At 72.9% G+C, this 16,408-nt stretch carries 16 protein-coding genes; 8 read left to right on the top strand and 8 right to left on the bottom strand.

All coding sequences use genetic code 11. The features are described 5' to 3' along the window. Nucleotides 1–155: 155 nt before the first annotated feature. Together ACWC2T_RS27085 and ACWC2T_RS27080 are read right to left on the bottom strand one after the other, a co-directional pair. Nucleotides 156–1,796, bottom strand: coding sequence for an APC family permease (locus ACWC2T_RS27085; protein ID WP_450672962.1), 1,641 nt, complete (start codon nt 1,794–1,796; stop codon nt 156–158). A gap of 214 nt (nt 1,797–2,010) precedes the next feature. Continuing rightward, nucleotides 2,011–2,418: a CoA-binding protein gene (locus ACWC2T_RS27080; RefSeq protein WP_450672961.1), complete on the bottom strand. Its 408-nt coding sequence runs from the start codon at nt 2,416–2,418 to the stop codon at nt 2,011–2,013. A gap of 106 nt (nt 2,419–2,524) precedes the next feature. Between ACWC2T_RS27080 and ACWC2T_RS27075 the strand changes: the two genes are divergently transcribed. The 5 genes from ACWC2T_RS27075 to ACWC2T_RS27055 all read left to right on the top strand — a co-directional run bounded on the left by ACWC2T_RS27075 (nt 2,525) and on the right by ACWC2T_RS27055 (nt 8,882). Continuing rightward, nucleotides 2,525–3,409, top strand: coding sequence for a hypothetical protein (locus ACWC2T_RS27075; RefSeq protein ID WP_450672960.1), 885 nt, complete (start codon nt 2,525–2,527; stop codon nt 3,407–3,409). After that, complete coding sequence (locus ACWC2T_RS27070) at nt 3,406–3,948, top strand: SixA phosphatase family protein (protein WP_450672959.1); 543 nt, start codon at nt 3,406–3,408, stop codon at nt 3,946–3,948. Before ACWC2T_RS27075 ends, ACWC2T_RS27070 begins: the two co-directional genes overlap by 4 nt. Nucleotides 3,949–3,997: 49 nt before the next feature. Continuing rightward, nucleotides 3,998–4,624 carry a YigZ family protein gene (locus tag ACWC2T_RS27065; RefSeq protein WP_450672958.1) on the top strand — a complete coding sequence of 209 codons (627 nt, stop codon included), beginning with the start codon at nt 3,998–4,000 and terminating at the stop codon, nt 4,622–4,624. Between the two features lie 107 nt (nt 4,625–4,731). After that, on the top strand, nt 4,732–5,895 hold the full coding sequence (locus ACWC2T_RS27060; protein WP_450672957.1) for an exonuclease SbcCD subunit D: 1,164 nt from the start codon (nt 4,732–4,734) through the stop codon (nt 5,893–5,895). After that, nucleotides 5,892–8,882 carry an AAA family ATPase gene (locus tag ACWC2T_RS27055; protein ID WP_450672956.1) on the top strand — a complete coding sequence of 997 codons (2,991 nt, stop codon included), beginning with the start codon at nt 5,892–5,894 and terminating at the stop codon, nt 8,880–8,882. The genes ACWC2T_RS27060 and ACWC2T_RS27055 overlap by 4 nt, the downstream gene beginning before the upstream one ends. Nucleotides 8,883–8,886: 4 nt before the next feature. Here ACWC2T_RS27055 and ACWC2T_RS27050 read toward each other — a convergent pair whose 3' ends face one another. Beyond that, nucleotides 8,887–9,333, bottom strand: a complete 447-nt coding sequence (locus ACWC2T_RS27050) for an Lrp/AsnC family transcriptional regulator (RefSeq protein ID WP_356305462.1) — start codon at nt 9,331–9,333, stop codon at nt 8,887–8,889. A 94-nt stretch (nt 9,334–9,427) separates the two neighbouring features. Between ACWC2T_RS27050 and ACWC2T_RS27045 the strand changes: the two genes are divergently transcribed. Together ACWC2T_RS27045 and ACWC2T_RS27040 are read left to right on the top strand one after the other, a co-directional pair. Then, nucleotides 9,428–9,898: a rhodanese-like domain-containing protein gene (locus ACWC2T_RS27045; RefSeq protein ID WP_450672955.1), complete on the top strand. Its 471-nt coding sequence runs from the start codon at nt 9,428–9,430 to the stop codon at nt 9,896–9,898. A gap of 26 nt (nt 9,899–9,924) precedes the next feature. Beyond that, nucleotides 9,925–10,440, top strand: coding sequence for an immunity 21 family protein (locus tag ACWC2T_RS27040; protein WP_450672954.1), 516 nt, complete (start codon nt 9,925–9,927; stop codon nt 10,438–10,440). 18 nt (nt 10,441–10,458) lie between these two features. On the opposite strand, the gene ACWC2T_RS27035 is transcribed toward ACWC2T_RS27040, so the two are convergent. The 4 genes from ACWC2T_RS27035 to ACWC2T_RS27020 form a co-directional block, all read right to left on the bottom strand. Beyond that, nucleotides 10,459–11,685: a cytochrome P450 gene (locus ACWC2T_RS27035; protein ID WP_450672953.1), complete on the bottom strand. Its 1,227-nt coding sequence runs from the start codon at nt 11,683–11,685 to the stop codon at nt 10,459–10,461. Nucleotides 11,686–11,719: 34 nt separating this feature from the next. Beyond that, nucleotides 11,720–13,111 (bottom strand): NAD(P)/FAD-dependent oxidoreductase, encoded by a 1,392-nt coding sequence (locus ACWC2T_RS27030; protein ID WP_450672952.1) that lies wholly within the window; start codon nt 13,109–13,111, stop codon nt 11,720–11,722. Continuing rightward, nucleotides 13,101–13,331 (bottom strand): ferredoxin, encoded by a 231-nt coding sequence (locus ACWC2T_RS27025; protein WP_450672951.1) that lies wholly within the window; start codon nt 13,329–13,331, stop codon nt 13,101–13,103. Before ACWC2T_RS27025 ends, ACWC2T_RS27030 begins: the two co-directional genes overlap by 11 nt. Before the next feature lie 68 nt (nt 13,332–13,399). Continuing rightward, on the bottom strand, nt 13,400–13,639 hold the full coding sequence (locus tag ACWC2T_RS27020) for a hypothetical protein (RefSeq protein WP_450672950.1): 240 nt from the start codon (nt 13,637–13,639) through the stop codon (nt 13,400–13,402). A 189-nt stretch (nt 13,640–13,828) separates the two neighbouring features. Here ACWC2T_RS27020 and ACWC2T_RS27015 point away from each other — a divergent pair, with 189 nt between their 5' ends. Next, a complete protein-coding gene (locus tag ACWC2T_RS27015; protein ID WP_450672949.1) occupies nt 13,829–14,671 on the top strand; it encodes an SDR family oxidoreductase in 843 nt (280 codons plus the stop codon). A 10-nt stretch (nt 14,672–14,681) separates the two neighbouring features. Here the strand turns inward: ACWC2T_RS27015 and ACWC2T_RS27010 are convergent, their stop codons facing one another. Beyond that, complete coding sequence (locus tag ACWC2T_RS27010) at nt 14,682–16,373, bottom strand: DUF885 domain-containing protein (protein ID WP_450672948.1); 1,692 nt, start codon at nt 16,371–16,373, stop codon at nt 14,682–14,684. Between the last annotated feature and the right edge of the window lie 35 nt (nt 16,374–16,408).

Genomic DNA, 16,408 nt, shown 5'->3' with positions numbered 1-16,408 from the left:
GACGACGACCGTACGGCGTTCCTCGGGCGCGGAGTCGAGGCGCGCGGAGCTGAGGTGGGGGGAGCTGAGGTGGGGGGAAGGGGAGATCACCCCCGCATTATGACGGTGTCCCGTCAGCCGCGGTGCGGCCGACGGGACACCAGGGGAGAGCGGGGTCAGTGCGCCGGGGCGTCGGTGACCACGACCTCCTCGATGTCGCGCTCGATCTGCTCGGGCTGGGAGGCGGTCGCCTTGGCCCAGTAGTAGATGACGAGCGAGAACACCGCGACGACCAGGATGTCCCACCACAGCGGGAGGTCACCGTTACCACCGAAGGTGCTCAGGTAGGAGATCACGCCGATGCCCACCAGGTAGGGCGGCAGCCACTGCGCGGCCTTGAAGTCCAGGCGCGGTGCGTTGGGCAGGTTCTTGCGGATCGCGTACCAGGCGTAGGAGCCGAGCAGCACGTAGCCGATCAGGATCGCGCAGCCCAGGCGCCACAGGGTGTCCCAGCCGGACCAGAAGATGATCAGGTTGGCGACCACGAAGGACAGCGGCGAGATGATGTTGCCGAAGGGCAGCTTGTACGGACGCTCGTGGTTCGGCAGCCGGTCGGTGAAGACGCCGTAGGCCAGCGGGGCGCCCGCGTACATCAGCACGCTCGCCGAGGTGATGAAGCCGACCAGCGTCTGCCAGCTCGGGAACGGCGCGAAGCAGACCACACCGGTCACGAACGACATCGCCAGGCCGAACCACGGCACACCACGCGCGTCGGTCTTGGCGAAGAGCTTCGGCGCGTAGCCGTTCTTGGCCAGGCCGTAGGAGATACGGGACGTGGCGGTGGTGTAGATCAGGCCGGTGCCGCCGGGAGAGATGATCGCGTCGGCGTACAGGACCCAGGCCAGCCAGCCCAGGCCGACCAGCGAGGCGAGACCCGCCCAGGGGCCGCTGATGCCCGCGTAGGCCAGGTTGGCCCAGCCCTTCGCGAAGGAGGCGTGGGGCAGGGCGGCGATGAACACGATCTGGAGCAGGACGTAGATGACGGCGCCGATCGCGACCGAGCCCAGCGTGGCGCGCGGCAGGTCACGCTTCGGGTTGCGGCTCTCACCGGCCAGCTGGATCGCCTGCTCGAAGCCGAGCAGCGCGAAGATGATGCCGGAGGAGCTGATCGCGGTGAGGACGCCCTTGGCGCCGAACGGGGCGAAGCCCTCGGAGGTGAAGTTGGCCGGGTGGAAGTTGCCGATGGCGATGATGAAGATCGCCGCGAGCGGGACCGCGATCTTCCACCAGGTGGCGGCGCTGTTGGTGTGTGCCAGGACGCGGACGCCGAGGAAGTTGACCGCGACGAACACGGCCATCAGAAGCACCGCGACGACGATGCCGCTGGTGGTCAGCGTGCCGTTGGCGTTCTGCAGTCCGTCGGCGAAGTGCCAGTGCTTGGCATAGCCGATCATGGCCTCGACCTCGATCGGAGCCACGGTCGCGGCCTGCAGCCAGGAGAACCAGCCGAAGGACATACCGGCCAGGCCGCCGAAGGCGTAGTGCGGGTAACGGGCGGTACCGCCCGCCACCGGGAACATGCCGCCGAGCTCGGCGTGCACGAGGGCGAGCAGCACGATCGCCACCGCCCCGATCACCCACGAGATGATCGCGGCGGGGCCGGCCGCCACGACCGCCTTCTCGGCGCCGAAGAGCCAGCCGGAGCCGATGATGGAACCCACCGAAGCCCACATCAGGCCGATGAGCCCCACATCTCGGCGCAGGCCGCCGCCGGTGTCGCTTGTGGCTACCGGCGCAGCCTGGTCGACGTTCGCCATGTCTAGTGGCCTCTCAGATCTAAACGCGGTGTTAACGAGCAAGGAGGCCACAGGCTAGGGATGCTTTCCGCGTCGGCAAAAGACTGTTAACCAAATTTTGACCCGGGATCTTCGGTGTCTTGGGCGCACAGTCGGTCACTGACTTGTCACAGGTCAGATGCCTGGCCGGAATGTCAATATTCAGCGGCGAATTGTGAGTAGAAGGAAAGATTCACTAGCTCAGAAGCGGAATTTCGATCGCCGGGCAACGGTCCATGACCATGTCCAGACCTGCCGTCCGGGTCCGGTCGTAGGCGGCCTCGTCCACGACCCCGAGCTGGAACCATACCGCCCGCGCGCCCTTGACCACGGCCTCGTCGGCCACCGCGCCGGCCAGCTCGCTGTTCACGAAGACGTCGACGACATCGATTTCGAAGGGAATGTCGGCGAGAGAGGCGTACCCCTGCTCTCCGTGCACGGTCTCCGCCTTCGGATGCACGGGGACGATCCGCTTGCCGAACCGCTGGAGCACTTGCGCCACCCCGTACGCCGCCCGGCTGCGGTTGGCGGACAGGCCGACCACCGCCCAGGTGTCACCCAGCTCGGTCAGGATCCTGCGGATCGTCGCTTCGTCGCCGTACACGGCCGTCTCCTCGGGGCTGCGGGGAACTGTTCGCCTGGGCAACAGTGCCGGGGCGGGTCCGATTCCCGGCCCGCCACCTCGCCACCATGGCCGGAATCGGCGCGAGATGCCTGCCTACGGCGGCCCGCCCGCCTACGCTCAGCCCGTGCTGCGCATCCTCGACGCCCGAACCGGTGAGCTCGTCCCCGCCGCGCCCGCCCGCCGCGGCCTGACCCGCATCGAGGCCCACGCCTCCGGCCCCGATCCGACCTCCCTGCGCGTACTGCTCACCGCCGACCTCCTGGTCCGCGCCCTGGAACTGGGCGGCACCCCGGTCTGGGCGGCCCTCGCCGCACCCCACCACCCCGCCGGCCTCCGCACCGCCGCGACCACCCTGTCCATCCGCCCCTTCGAGGACGCCCACGACCTTCCGTCGGGGCTGGGCGAGGCACAGGTGATCCACGTGACGGCCAAGGCCCCGGACGCCTCAGGGAGGGGGCCGGTGGTGTGGCTCGCCCCGGTGGAGTGGACGGGGGAGCCGAGGGGCGGACCGGGGGCGGATCCGACTTCGGAGGGGGCTGCGCGCTCGTCCGGGGCGGGGGTTATGGGTTCGTATGAGGGCGGGGTGGCAGGTGAGGCTGTAGGGACCCCCGCGCTCCCGGGCCTTTTCTCCGACCCCGCTGCCCTTCGGCTCGCTCTGCTCTGTGTGCCGCGCGGTGAGCCCGTCCGGCTGGACCCCGGCGTGCTGGGGGAGGCCGCCGGGCGGCTGGTCCGGTGGCGGCGGGCCGTGGCGGGGTGGGCGCGGCAGCCCTCGCGACCCGTGCCCGACGACGTACGGGCGGGGCTGCGGTCCGCGTGGGAGGACGACCTCGATCTGCCCGGAGTGCTGGAGGTGCTGCGGGCCGTGGAGAGCGCCCCGGAGCTGCCCGACGGGGCCCGCTTCGAGACGTACGTCTACTCCGACCGTCTGCTGGCCCTCGACCTGGCCCGCGACGTCGGGAGCCTCGCGTGATCGTGCGGGCGGGCACGGGCCCGCTGCGCCGGCTGGTGGTTCTGCGGCACGCCAAGTCCGCCTGGCCCGAGGGCGTCGAGGACCACCGCAGGCCGCTCGCGCCGCGCGGCCTGCGCGACGCCCCGGCCGCCGGACGCGCACTGGCCGAGGCGGACTGCCTGCCCGACCTCGCCCTGTGCTCCCCGGCCGTACGGGCCCGCCGCACCTGGGAGCTGGCCTCCGCCGAGTGGGGTACTCCGCCGCCGGTGCGGTACGACCGGCGGTTGTACGGGGCGGGCGTACCGGAGCTGCTGGAGGTGGTCCGCGAGGCGCCGCCCGAGGTCGAGACCCTGCTGCTCGTCGGGCACAACCCCGGTCTTGAGGAGCTGGTCCTGGAGCTGGCGCGGGACGGACTCGACGACACGCTGGAGCGGGTGCGGACGAAGTTCCCCACGTCCGCGATCGCCGTCCTCTCCTGGCGCGGCACCGGCTGGCCCGCCCTGGGCCCCGCCACGGCCCTCCTGACGTCGTTCACCGTGCCGCGCGGGAGGAAGAAGTAGCGCCACGCGCGCGTGACCGGCACTCCCGGGCACCGCATAGGCTGACGGGATGCAGGACGAGTACCGCACAGTCGCCCGCGCGGGCGTGCACGAGACCGAGATCAACCGCTCCCGTTTCCTGTGCGCCCTCGCCCCGGCCGCCACCGAGCAGGAGGCGCAGGACTTCATCGCCTCCGTGCGCAAGGAGCACGCCGACGCCACCCACAACTGCTGGGCGTACGTCATCGGCGCCGACGCCTCCGTGCAGAAGGCCAGCGACGACGGCGAACCGGGCGGCACCGCCGGCGTCCCCATGCTCCAGATGCTGCTGCGCCGTGAGATGCGCTACGTCGTCGCGGTCGTCACCCGCTACTACGGAGGCGTCAAGCTCGGCGCCGGCGGACTCATCCGGGCCTACGGCGGCGCGGTCGGCGAGGCCCTGGACACCCTCGGCACACTCACCCGGCGCCGCTTCCGGCTGGCCACGGTGACCGTGGACCACCAGCGTGCCGGCAAGGTCCAGAACGACCTGCGCGCCACCGGACGCGAGGTGCGGGACGTGCACTACGGCGAGGCGGTCACCATCGAGATCGGCCTGCCGGACGCCGACGTGGACGCCTTCCGCGCCCGGCTCGCCGATGTGACGGCGGGCACGGCAGGGTTCGAACTGGGCGGCGAAGCCTACGGAGATGCCTGACACTGCGCAGTAATTCGGGCAAATAACGCAAAGGTTGACCGGCTGTGCCGGGGCGATACGGGAGTAAGCGCCCGTGATGTCAGACCCGGCCGTTAGTCTCGGGGATCATGAGACTCCTGCACACGTCCGACTGGCATCTCGGCCGGGCCTTCCACCGGGTGAACATGCTCGGGGCCCAGGCCGAGTTCATCGGTCACCTCGTCACCACCGTGCGTGAGCGCAAGGTGGACGCGGTGGTCGTGTCGGGCGATGTGTACGACCGTGCGGTGCCACCGCTCGCCGCGGTCGAGCTGTTCGACGAGGCCCTGCACCGCCTCGCGGACCTCGGCGTGCCCACGGTGATGATCTCCGGCAACCACGACTCGGCCCGCCGGCTCGGCGTCGGCGCCGGACTCATCGGCCGCGCCGGCATCCACCTGCGCACCGAGCCGTCGGCGGCCGGCACCCCGGTGGTGCTGGGCGACGGCCATGGCGAGGTCGCCTTCTACGGCCTGCCGTACCTCGAACCCGCCCTGGTGAAGGACGAGTTCGGGGTGGAGAAGGCCGGCCACGAGGCCGTGCTGGCCGCCGCCATGGACCGTGTCCGCGCCGACCTCGCCACCCGCGCGCCCGGCACCCGCTCGGTCGTCCTCGCCCACGCCTTCGTCACCGGCGGCCAGGCCAGCGACAGCGAGCGGGACATCACCGTCGGCGGGGTCGCCGCCGTACCGGCCGGGGTCTTCGACGGCGTCGACTATGTGGCGCTCGGCCATCTGCACGGCTGCCAGACCATCACCGAGCGCGTGCGCTACTCGGGCTCCCCGGTCGCCTATTCCTTCTCGGAGACCGACCACCGCAAGAGCATGTGGCTGGTCGACCTCGGCGGCGACGGCTCCGTCTCCGCCGAGCGCGTCGACTGCCCGGTGCCGCGCCCGCTGGCCCGTATCAGGGGAACGCTGGACGGCCTCCTGGCCGACCCCGCACTGGCCCGTCACGAGGACGCCTGGGTCGAGGCCACCCTCACCGACCCCGTCCGCCCCGCCGAACCCATGGCCCGGCTCACCGAGCGCTTCCCGCACACCCTCAGCCTCGTCTTCGCTCCCGAGCGCGCTCCAGACGATCCCCAGGTCTCGTACGCGCGGCGCCTGGCGGGCCGCAGCGACCAGCAGATCGCCCAGGACTTCGTCGCCCATGTGCGCGGCGCCGGGCCCGACGCGCGGGAGGCGGCCGTTCTGCGCGACGCCTTCGACGCCGTGCGCGCCGACGCCGCCGTGCGGGAGGTGGCCGGGTGAGGCTGCACCGGCTCGACATCACCGCCTTCGGTCCCTTCGCCGGCTCGCACAGCGTCGACTTCGACGCCCTGTCCGCCGCCGGGCTCTTCCTGCTGCACGGCCCCACCGGCGCCGGCAAGACCTCCGTCCTGGACGCCGTCTGCTACGCCCTGTACGGCGCCGTCCCCGGCGCCCGGCAGAACGGCCAGGGCATGAACCTGCGCAGCGACCACGCGGAGCCGCGCACCCGCACCGAGGTCCGCCTCGACCTCACCGTCGCCGGCCGCCGCCTCGAGATCACCCGGCAGCCGCCCTGGGAGCGGCCCAAACTGCGCGGCACCGGCACGACCGTCGACAAGGCCCAGACCTGGCTGCGCGAGTACGACGCCCGAGCCGGCGTCTGGAAGGACCGCAGCCGTTCCCACCAGGAGATCGGTGAGGAGATCACCCAGCTGCTCGGCATGAGCCGCGAGCAGTTCTGCCAGGTCGTGCTGCTGCCCCAGGGCGACTTCGCCCGCTTTCTGCGTGCCGACGCCGAGGCCCGCGGCCGGCTGCTGGGCCGCCTCTTCGACACCCAGCGCTTCGCCGACGTCGAACGGCGCCTCGCCGAGCGCCGCCGCGCCACCGAGGCACGCGTGCGTGAGGGCGATGCGGCCCTGCTCGCCGACGCGCACCGCATGCAGCAGGAGGCCGGCGACGCCATGGAACTGCCCGAGCTGGCCCCCGGCGACCCGGGCCTGGCCGACGCCGTCCTCGCCGCCGCCGCCGTCGCCCGCGCCACCGCCCGCGAACGCCTCACCGTCGCCCACTGCCGGCTCACCACCGCCGAGTCGGCCCACGCCGTGGCCCGGCGCGCCCTGGACGACGTACGCGAACTCGCCCGCCTGCAGAGCCGGTTCGCCGAGGCCCGGCAGTGCGCCGAGCGCCTTCAGGAGCGGGCGGGCGCCCATCAGGAGGCCCAGCGGCGCATGGAGCGGTCCCGCAAGGCGGAGGCGGTCGCGCCCGCGCTGGAACTGCGCGGCGCCGCCGAGGAGGAGCACCACAGGGCGGCCGCGGCCGAGGCACGCACGCGTGGCATGCTCCCCGACTCCTACGCCGACGCGGGCGCGGCCGGACTCGCCGCCGCCGCCCGCCGGGCCGCCGAGGAGCTGGGCGGCCTGGACGCGGCCCGCCGCGCCGAGCGGCGGCTCGCCGAGCTCGCCGAGGAACGCGCCGGGCTCGACCGCCAGGAGCGCGCCGACGAGGACGTGCTCCGCGAGGCCGAGGCCTGGCTCGCCGAGTGGGACGCCACCCGCACGGCGCTGCAGTCCCGCGTCGACTCCGCCCAGGAGGCCGCCACCCGCGCCGAACAGCTCGCCGTCCGGCGGGAACCGATGCGGGGACGCCTCGACGCGGCCCGCACCCGGGACCAGCTGGCCGCCGACCTGGAGGGGGCCCGGCGCGCAGCGACCGCCTCCGAGCAGCGTGCCCTCGACGCCCGCGCCCATTGGCTGGACCTCAAGGAACAGCGGCTGAACGGCATCGCCGCCGAGCTGGCCGCCCACCTCACCGACGGCGAGCCCTGCGCCGTCTGCGGGGCCACCGAGCACCCGGCGCCGGCCCGCAAGGTCGCCGGACACGTCGACCGCGAGACGGAGGACCGGGCCCTCGCCGCGTACCAGCGTACCGAGGAGCAGCACACCGAGGACGAACGGCGGCTCGGCGTCGTCCGCGAGGCCCTGGCCGCCGCCACCGCCGAGGCCGGCGACACGCCCACCGCCCAACTCGAAGAGGCAGCCACCGAGTTGGAGCAGGAGTACGCCCGTGCCCGCCGCGACGCGTCCGCGCTGCACGCCGCGCACGAGGAACTGCGGCGCGCCGAGCACGAGCGCGAGCGGCGCCTCGCCGACCGCCAGGAGGCCGCCGTACGGGCCGCCTCCCGGCTCACCCGGCGCGAGACGCTGGAGCGCGAACAGGCCCAGCTGGAGGCCGAGTTGGCCAAGGCGCGCGGCAACTTGGGCAGCGTGGCCGCCCGTGCCGCGCAGCTGGAGCGGCAGGCGGCGCTGCTCACCGACGCCGCCGACGCCGTACGCGCGGCCGAGGACGCGGCCCAGCGTCTGAAGGACGCCGACGCCCGCCTCGCCGACGCCGCCTACCGGGCCGGGTTCGACACCCCGCAGGCCGCGGCCGCCGCCCTCCTGGACGCCGCGGCCCACCGCGAGCTGCAGCACCGCCTGGACGCCTGGCAGGCGGAGGAGGCCGCCGTGCGCGCGGTGCTGGCGGAGGCCGACACCGCGGCCGCCGCCCAGCAGCCGCCCGCCGACCTGCCCACCGCCGAGCGCGCGGCGGCCACGGCCGAACACCGGCTGCGCGAGGCGGCGTCCGCGCGCGACGCGGCGGCGCGCTGCTGCGCCGAGCTGGACCGCCTCTCCGCAGGTGCCACCGAGGCCGTACGCCGGCTCGCCCCGCTCCGCGAGGAGTACGACCGGGTCGCCCGTCTCGCCGCCCTCACCGCGGGCACCTCCGCCGACAACGACCGCAAGATGCGCCTGGAGTCGTATGTGCTCGCGGCCCGTCTGGAGCAGGTCGCCGCCGCCGCGACCGCACGGCTGCAGCGCATGTCGTCCGGCCGCTACACCCTCGTCCACTCCGACGACCGCACCGGACGCGGCCGCAGCGGGCTCGGGCTGCATGTGGTCGACGCCTGGACCGGACGCGAACGCGACACCGCCACCCTGTCCGGCGGCGAGACCTTCTTCGCCTCCCTCGCCCTCGCCCTCGGCCTCGCGGACGTCGTCACCGACGAGGCCGGCGGGGTCCGCCTCGACACGATGTTCATCGACGAGGGCTTCGGCAGCCTCGACGACCAGACCCTGGACGAGGTGTTGGACGTCCTCGACTCCCTGCGCGAACGCGACCGCAGCGTCGGCATCGTCAGCCACGTCCCCGACCTGCGCCGCCGCATCCACGCCCAACTGGAGGTCGTCAAGGGCAGAACGGGGTCGGTGCTGCGGCAGCGCGGTGTCTGACCGGTCAGCGGCCCAGCGCGCGGCGGGGCAGCGGTGAGGAGTACACGACGCTGGTGGTCACCGAGCCCAGTGCGCCGATCTTTCCGGAGATCTCCTCCAGGTGCGCCATGGAGCGGGCCGCGACCTTGATGACGAAGCAGTCGTCGCCCGTCACGTGGTGCGCCTCCAGGATCTCGGGGGTCGCGGCCACCAGGTCGTGGAACGGCTTGTAGTTGCCGTTCGGGTAGCGCAGCCGGACGAACGCCAGGATCGGCAGCCCGAGCCGCTCGGGGTCGACGACCGCCGCGTACCCCTGGATCACCCCCGCCTCCTCCAGCCGGCGGACCCGTTCGGTGACGGCACTCGGCGACATGGAGACGGCCCGCGCCAGTTCGGCATAGCTGGCCCGCCCCTCGCGCTGGAGGACCTCGAGTATGCGCCAGTCGGTGGCGTCCGGGGAATACACGGTCATCCCGGATGGATAGCAGGGAAATCCCGGCGTGGACAAGGGGAGCGCCGTGGATCACCCCTTCAGGGAGCGAGATGGCGGCCGTAGATTCTTCACCATGATCACCGATGAGAACCCCGTCCTGCGCGTCCCTCCCGCCCCGCCCGCCGAGGCGGCCGCCCACTTCCGGGCGAGCCTGGCCTTCCACGCCGACGTCTCCGATGTGGCCGCCGCGCTCGCGGCCGGCGGTGACCCCGGCTTCGTCGTCGTGGACTCCCGCTCGACCGAGTCCTGGGACCAGGGCCACATCCCCGGCGCCGTCCATCTGCCCACCGCGCTCATCCCCGAGCAGGCCGAGCAGCTCCTGGACAAGTCCGTGCCGGTGGTGACGTACTGCTGGGGCCCGGGCTGCAACGGCGCCACCCGCGCCGCCCTCGCCCTCGCCGAACTCGGCTACCCGGTCAAGGAGATGCTCGGCGGCTTCGAGTACTGGGTGCGCGAGGGCTTTGCCTACGACACCTGGCAGGGGCCGCAACAGCGGAATGCCGACCCGCTGACCGCGCCCGTCGAAGGCGACTGCGGCTGCTGACCGACGCCCGTGTAGGTTCTCTGCCCATGGCTCGATACGCGGATCCAGGCGCGCTGGAGTGGGTGGAATCGGGCGGCGGCCCGCTGATAGCCGTCCCGGAGACGGTGCTGCCGTTCTGGGCGGGCGCCGACAGCGAGGAACTCGACACCGACTACGACCGGGCGTGCGAGGTCGACGGCCACATCGGTCTGCTGCCCGTCGGCGACAGCGCGGCCCTGGTGTTCGGCGAGGAACCCGCCTCCACCTCGTACCTGCCGGACCACGCCACCTTCGTACGCTGGTCCGCCGCCGACTCCGAGGCGGAGCTCCTCGCCGGTGTCCCCGCCGCCCTGCACGCCGCGGTGTGGGGGAGCGAGGTGCACTGGCGGGTGCCCGGCCCGGTGCTGCTGTTCGACTCGGCCTGGCCGGGCGGCACCGCCGCCCACCGGGAGCACCTGCGGATCCCCCTGGAGCCGGGCTCGTACGCGGTGCGCGCCGCGTATGTCCAGCCCGGCCCGGAGACCTGGCTCGGCCTGGTGCAGCTCCGGCGGCTCAGCCACTGACCGGACCGCCGAGCGCCGTCAACGCAGGCCGTCGAACGCGATGTTCAGGTGCCTCGGGCCGCGCAGCACCGCGTTCTGCCGGTACGGCGGCGGGTCCTCGACCAGTCGGGGATGCTCCAGGCGCCGGGCCAGTTCCGACAGGGCGATCTGGGCCTCCAGACGGGCCAGCGGGGCGCCGAAGCAGCTGTGGATGCCGCTGCCGAACCCGAGGTGCTGGATGTCCTCGCGGTCCGGGTCGAAGCGCTCGGGGTCCTTGAACCGCTCGGGGTCGCGGTTGCCCGCGGCCAGCATCAGCCAGACGCGCGAGCCCTTGGGGATGGTGACCCCGCGCAGCTCGATGTCGGCGATGCAGGTGCGCTGCGGCACGATCTGCACCGGCGGCTCGTAGCGCAGCAGCTCCTCCACGATCCGCACCGACAGCCCCGGGTCGTCGCGCAGCCGCTCCAGGACCTCCGGGTGGCGCAGCAGCGTGAGCATGCCGTTGGTGATCAGGTTGACGGTCGTCTCGTGGCCCGCGATGAGGAGCAGCACCGCTGTGCTGAGCACTTCCATCGTCGTCATGGCGCCGTCCGGACCGCGACTGTTCACCAGGTCGGAGAGCATGTCGTCGCGAGGTTCCCGGGCGCGCTGCTCCACCAGCCCGTTCAGGTACATGCCGAGCTGCAACCGGGCCTCCTGCGCGGTCCGCTGCGATGCGGCGCTCGTGCGGGTGTCGGGGTCCAGGCCGGCGACGATCGGGTCGACCCAGGCACGGAAGCGGGGCTCGTCCTCGCGCGGTACGCCGAGCAGCCGGCAGATCACGGTCACCGGGAAGGGGTACGCGAACTGGTCGACGAGGTCGATCTGCCGCGCGTCCCCGAAGCCGTCGATCAGCCCGGTGACGATCTCACCCAGCTCGCCCCGCATGCTCTCGATCCGGCGCGGCCTGTGCGGCGGCCCGAAGGAACTCATGGCGATCCTGCGCAGCCGGTCGTGCTCCGGCGGGTCGAGCCGGATGAAGCTGGGAGGCAGCCCCGTCGCTTCCGGCCCGGACAGCTCGTCGCCCCCGGCGGCGGCCAGATTGGCGGCGTCGGAGCTGATCCGCGGATCGTGGAGCAGGGCCTCGATGTCGTAGTACGAGCTGATGACGTAGGGGCCGTCCTCCTCGTGGAGCACCGGCGTCCTGCGGAGTTCCTCGTACAGCGGATACGGGTCGGCGCGGTTGGCGAAGTCGGTGATCTGGCGGAACAGCGAGGCCTGCGGCATGACAAGTCCTTGGAACATCGGCGCCGGGCGGCGGTCAGTGGCGGGCGGGGTGGAAGACCAGCTGCTGGTCGGCGGGTGAGTAGCCGCTGAGGGTCACGGTGGGGCCGTGGGTCGGCAGCGACGGGTCGGGGAAGTCGGCCGCCACCGGCTGGCGGCCCTCGGGACGCCGGTCCACCGTCGGGTACTCCACCGGGAACGGCGCACCCCGCTCGATCTGCCGCGCGTAGAACTCCAGCCATCGGGTGCTGTCGAAGCTCACGGCGGCGACGATGCGGCCCTGGTAGCCGTACACGCCGACGAACCGGCGTTCGGCCAGCGAACCCTGCGTGATCATGAGCTGGTCGCCCATGGGCGGCACGCCGACCGACTTGATGTTCACGCCGAACATCGACGACCAGAAGGCGGGCATCCACAGGTGCGGGCGCCGGTCGGCGCCGTGGCAGATCATGTTGTGCGCGGCCGTCTCCGCCTGGGCGACGGCGTTGCCCCAGTGCTCCAGTGAGAGGAACTGGTAGCCGAACAGCGCGTGCGGGGAGCGCGCGACATCACCCGCCACGAAGACGTCGTCGGTGACGATGCCCCGGAAGTCGAAGGCACGGCAGCCGGCGTCACAGGCGATCCCGCGGGGCCCGGCGCCCAGCCCCGACCCGGCCAGCCAGTCGGTGTTGCGCATCGAGCCCAGCGAGACCACGACCACGTCCGCCTCGACGACACTCGCGTCGGACAGGTGGACGGTCCGCACCCGGCCGACCGAGTCGCCCTCCAACGAGGTCACCGTGACCCCGGTCCGCAGATCCACGCCGTTCTCGGTCTGCAGGCCGGCGGCGACCGCGCCCACCACGCCGCCGAGCGCACCCACCAGCGGCGCACCCGCCCGCTCCGCCACGGTGACGGAGATGCCCATCTCCCGGCAGGCCGAGGCGACCTCCGAACCGGCGAAGCCGGCACCGATGACGAACACCCGGCGCGGCCCCGCCTTCAGCCGGCGGTACAGATCGGCCGCGTCGTCCCGGGTCCGCAGCAGGCAGACGCCGTCCAGCCGGGCCTCCTCCTCCCTGGGCCAGGGCCGGGCGCGCACACCGGTGGCGATGAGCAGCCGGTCGTACTCCACCTCGTCCCCGTCGGCCAGCCGTACCCGCTTTGCCGTCAGATCCAGACCGGTTGCGGGGACACCGAGCCGCCACTTGGCGTCGATCTCCCTGCGGTGCGGCAGCTCGGTGCGGTGCGGGGAGGCCATGCCGAGCAGGACGGACTTGGACAGCGGCGGCCGGTCGTACGGCTCGTACGGCTCGTCGCCGATCAGGGTCAGTTCGCCGGCGAAGCCCTCGGCGCGCAGGGTCTCGGCGGCGCGCAGGCCCGCCAGCGAGGCGCCGACGATCACGATCCGGCCCTCCCGCCGGAGCCAGTCGACGTAGTCAGCGGGCATCGGACGCCTCCCGGACGCCTCCCGTGTCGTCCAGCCCGTCCGCGCTGATCGCCTGCACCGGGCAGGCGGCGACGGCGCGGGCCAGCCGTTCCCGCTGCTCCTCGGGGGCGTGCGGGTTGTAGATCAACGCCTCGTCGCCGTGCATGGCGAAGACGTCGGGCGCGAGGAACGCGCACTGGGCGTAGCCCTGACATTTGTTGAGATCGACGACGAGCCGCATCGACGCTCCGCCTTCCGGTGGCCAGGTCCGGTACGCCGGCCCAGTCGCACGGCATGGCCGGACGGCGGTCATGTCCCGTTTGCCAGCATGAGTCCGGCAGGGCGAGATCGCCCGTCGGGGAACCCTTCCGGGTAGCCCGCGCCCGCCAGCAGGACGTACCCGCTGAGCACCAGCGACCAGGCGGGAAGGACCAGCTCCGACCAGGGCACATTGCCCGAGACGAAGAGCAGCGTCAGGGCGGTGAGACAGCCCAGGGCGGTGAGCCCGCGGGGCAGGACCCCGAGACGGCGGCCGATCGCCGACACCACGGAGAGGATCGTGCGGCCCTGGCCTGTGATCGTGTCTCGCGCCCCTTCCGATGCGGTCGCGTCCGGTACCTGCCCCCCTGCATTCGCACGTCCCCACACCGCCCGCCGTCGGACCAGGTCCAGTGTCCGACCACTACCCGCCCCTAATTCGCTCGCGCCCCGCTGACCCCGTCCCCAGGGTGGTCCGCCATGTCTGCGAACAAGCTCCCGGCACCGGAAGACCCGCGGCGCGACCCGTTGCCCCTGCGCGGCCGTACCGCCCTTGTCACCGGGGCGAGTCGGCGGGCCGGGATCGGGCATGCCGTGGCGCGGCGGTTGGCGGCGTACGGGGCGAGCGTGTACCTGCATCATCATGTGCCGCACGACGCCGCGATGCCGTGGGGTGCCGACAGTCCCGAGGCCGTCGTCGCCTCCGTGCGTGCGGTGCTCGGCGACCCCGGCGCCCGTGTCCTCTCCGGACCCGGTGACCTCGCCGACCCGGAGGAACCGGCCCGGCTGATCGACACGGTCGTCGGTGAGTTCGGCCGTCTGGACATCCTCGTCGCCAACCACGCCCTCAGCGGCTCGGACGGCACCCTGGACGAGATCGACGCAGCGATGCTCGACGCGCACTGGGCGGTCGACACCCGCTCGGTCCTGCTGCTCGTCCAGGCCTACGCCCGCTCGCGCGCCCGGCCGGCCGACCGTGTTCCCGGCGGGCGGGTGGTGTTGCTGACCTCCGGACAGGACCTCGGCAGCGGCATGCCGGGCGAGATCGCCTACGCCCTCCAGAAGGGCGCCCTCGCCTCGATCACCCGCTCCCTGGCCGGCCCGCTCGCCGACCAGGGCATCACGGTGAACGCCGTCAACCCCGGCCCGGTGGACACCGGTTACGCCACCGGTGAGGCCCATGCCGCAGTCGCGGCCCGGTTCCCGGGCGGGCGCTGGGGCCTCCCCGACGACCCGGCCCGCCTCATCGCCTGGCTGGCCACCGACGAGGCCGGCTGGATCACCGGGGAGGTCATCAACTCGGAAGGCGGCTTCCGGCGCTGACACCGGGCGGTCAGAGCCGGGCCAGCTCGTCCACCAGGTCGTCCAGACCGAGCGAGCCCTGCGACAGCGCCGCCATGTGCCAGGACTTCAGATCGAACGCGTCGCCGTGCCGCTCGCGCGCCTTCTCCCGGCCCAGCAGCCACGCCCGCTCACCGAGCTTGTAACCGATCGCCTGCCCCGGAATCGTCAGGTACCGGGTCAGCTCGCTCTCCACGAAGTCCGCCGGCCGGCTGCTGTGCGCGCCGAAGAACTCCTGCGCCAGCTCCGGCGTCCACCGCTCGCCGGGGTGGAACGGCGAGTCGGCCGGGATCTCCAGCTCCAGGTGCATGCCGATGTCCACGATCACCCGGGCCGCCCGCATCATCTGCGCGTCCAGGTAGCCGAGCCGCTCCTCGGGATCCGCGAGGTAGCCGAGCTCGTCCATCAGCCGCTCCGCGTACAGCGCCCAGCCCTCGGCGTTGGCGCTGACGATGCCGACCGTCGCCTGGTAGCGGGACAGGTTCTCGGCCACGTGCACCCACTGCGCGAGCTGGAGGTGATGCCCGGGCACGCCCTCGTGGTACCAGGTCGAGACCAGGTCGTAGACCGGGAAGCGGGTCTGGCCCATGGTGGGCAGCCAGGTGCGGCCGGGGCGGGAGAAATCCTCCGACGGGCCCGTGTAGTAGGGGGCCGCGGCGCTGCCGGGCGGGGCGATGCGCGACTCCACCTTCCGCACCCGCTCGGCGAGCTCGAAGTGCGTGCCGTCCAGGTTCTCGATGGCCCTGTCCATCAGCCCCTGCAGCCACTCCCGCACCTCCTCCACCCCCTCGATGTGCCGGCCGTGCTCATCGAGGTGCGCGAGCGCCACCCACGGGGTCTCGGCGCCGGGCAGGATCTTCTCCGCCTCCTGCTTCATCTCGCCGAGGATCCGGTGGAACTCCGACCAGCCGTACGCGTACGCCTCGTCAAGGTCCAGGTCGGTGCCGTTGAAGTAGCGGGACCAGCGCGCGTACCGCTCGCGGCCCGCCGTGTTCGGGGCGCCCTCGATCGCCGGCGCGTACACGTCCCGCAGCCAGTCCCGCAGTTCCACCAGGGCGCCGGTCGCGGCGCGGGCCGCCTCGTCCAGCTCCGGGCGCAGCGCCTGGGGCCCGGCGGCGGCGAAGTCCTCGTACCAGCCGCGGCCGGTGCCGTCCGTGTCCGTCCACTCGGTGAGCTGCTCGATGTACGTCGCCGTCGGCCGCGGCGCCGCGAACAGCTTGCGGTCCAGGCCGAGTTGCAGCGACTCGCGGTAGCCCGCGAGCGCGCCCGGCACCGCGCGCAGCCGCTCGGCGATCGCCGCCCAGTCCTCGTCCGTCTGCGACGGGGTGACCGTGAAGATGTCCCGCACCGAGTGGCCCGGCGTGGCCATGTTGCCGACCGCGCGCAGGTGCTCGTCCGCCTCGTGCACGGCCAGTTCGGCGGTCAGCCGCTCCCGCAGCAGCCGCCCGCAGCGCCGCTCCGCGTCAGTCTCCGCCCCCGGCTGCCGCTCCGCCTCGTCCAGCTTCGCGAGCGTGGTCCGCGCCAGCTCCGCGAGGGCCGCCTGGCCCGCGGGCGAGTAGTCGGGCAGGCGGCTCGAACTCTCCTTCACACCGAGGTAGGTACCGGTGACCGGGTCGAGGGCGATGAGGTCGTCCACGTACGCGTCTGCCACCTGGCGGGGCAGCGGGCTCTTGGTCTCAGACATGGGCCCATCCTCGTACGAGAAGGATCACCCCGTCA

This window comes from Streptomyces sp. NPDC001393 (genome assembly GCF_053597455.1).
Note: the sequence above shows the minus strand (reverse complement) of the source record. Positions and strands in the feature narration are given on the sequence as shown.

Coding starts and splice junctions, on each gene's coding strand:
- ACWC2T_RS27085 (WP_450672962.1), bottom strand. CDS start 1,796: ATGGCGAACGTCGACCAGGCTGCGCCGGTAGCCACAAGCGACACCGGC.
- ACWC2T_RS27075 (WP_450672960.1), top strand. CDS start 2,525: ATGCCTGCCTACGGCGGCCCGCCCGCCTACGCTCAGCCCGTGCTGCGC.
- ACWC2T_RS27065 (WP_450672958.1), top strand. CDS start 3,998: ATGCAGGACGAGTACCGCACAGTCGCCCGCGCGGGCGTGCACGAGACC.
- ACWC2T_RS27060 (WP_450672957.1), top strand. CDS start 4,732: ATGAGACTCCTGCACACGTCCGACTGGCATCTCGGCCGGGCCTTCCAC.
- ACWC2T_RS27050 (WP_356305462.1), bottom strand. CDS start 9,333: ATGACCGTGTATTCCCCGGACGCCACCGACTGGCGCATACTCGAGGTC.
- ACWC2T_RS27045 (WP_450672955.1), top strand. CDS start 9,428: ATGATCACCGATGAGAACCCCGTCCTGCGCGTCCCTCCCGCCCCGCCC.
- ACWC2T_RS27040 (WP_450672954.1), top strand. CDS start 9,925: ATGGCTCGATACGCGGATCCAGGCGCGCTGGAGTGGGTGGAATCGGGC.
- ACWC2T_RS27035 (WP_450672953.1), bottom strand. CDS start 11,685: ATGCCGCAGGCCTCGCTGTTCCGCCAGATCACCGACTTCGCCAACCGC.
- ACWC2T_RS27030 (WP_450672952.1), bottom strand. CDS start 13,111: ATGCCCGCTGACTACGTCGACTGGCTCCGGCGGGAGGGCCGGATCGTG.
- ACWC2T_RS27025 (WP_450672951.1), bottom strand. CDS start 13,331: ATGCGGCTCGTCGTCGATCTCAACAAATGTCAGGGCTACGCCCAGTGC.
- ACWC2T_RS27015 (WP_450672949.1), top strand. CDS start 13,829: ATGTCTGCGAACAAGCTCCCGGCACCGGAAGACCCGCGGCGCGACCCG.
- ACWC2T_RS27010 (WP_450672948.1), bottom strand. CDS start 16,373: ATGTCTGAGACCAAGAGCCCGCTGCCCCGCCAGGTGGCAGACGCGTAC.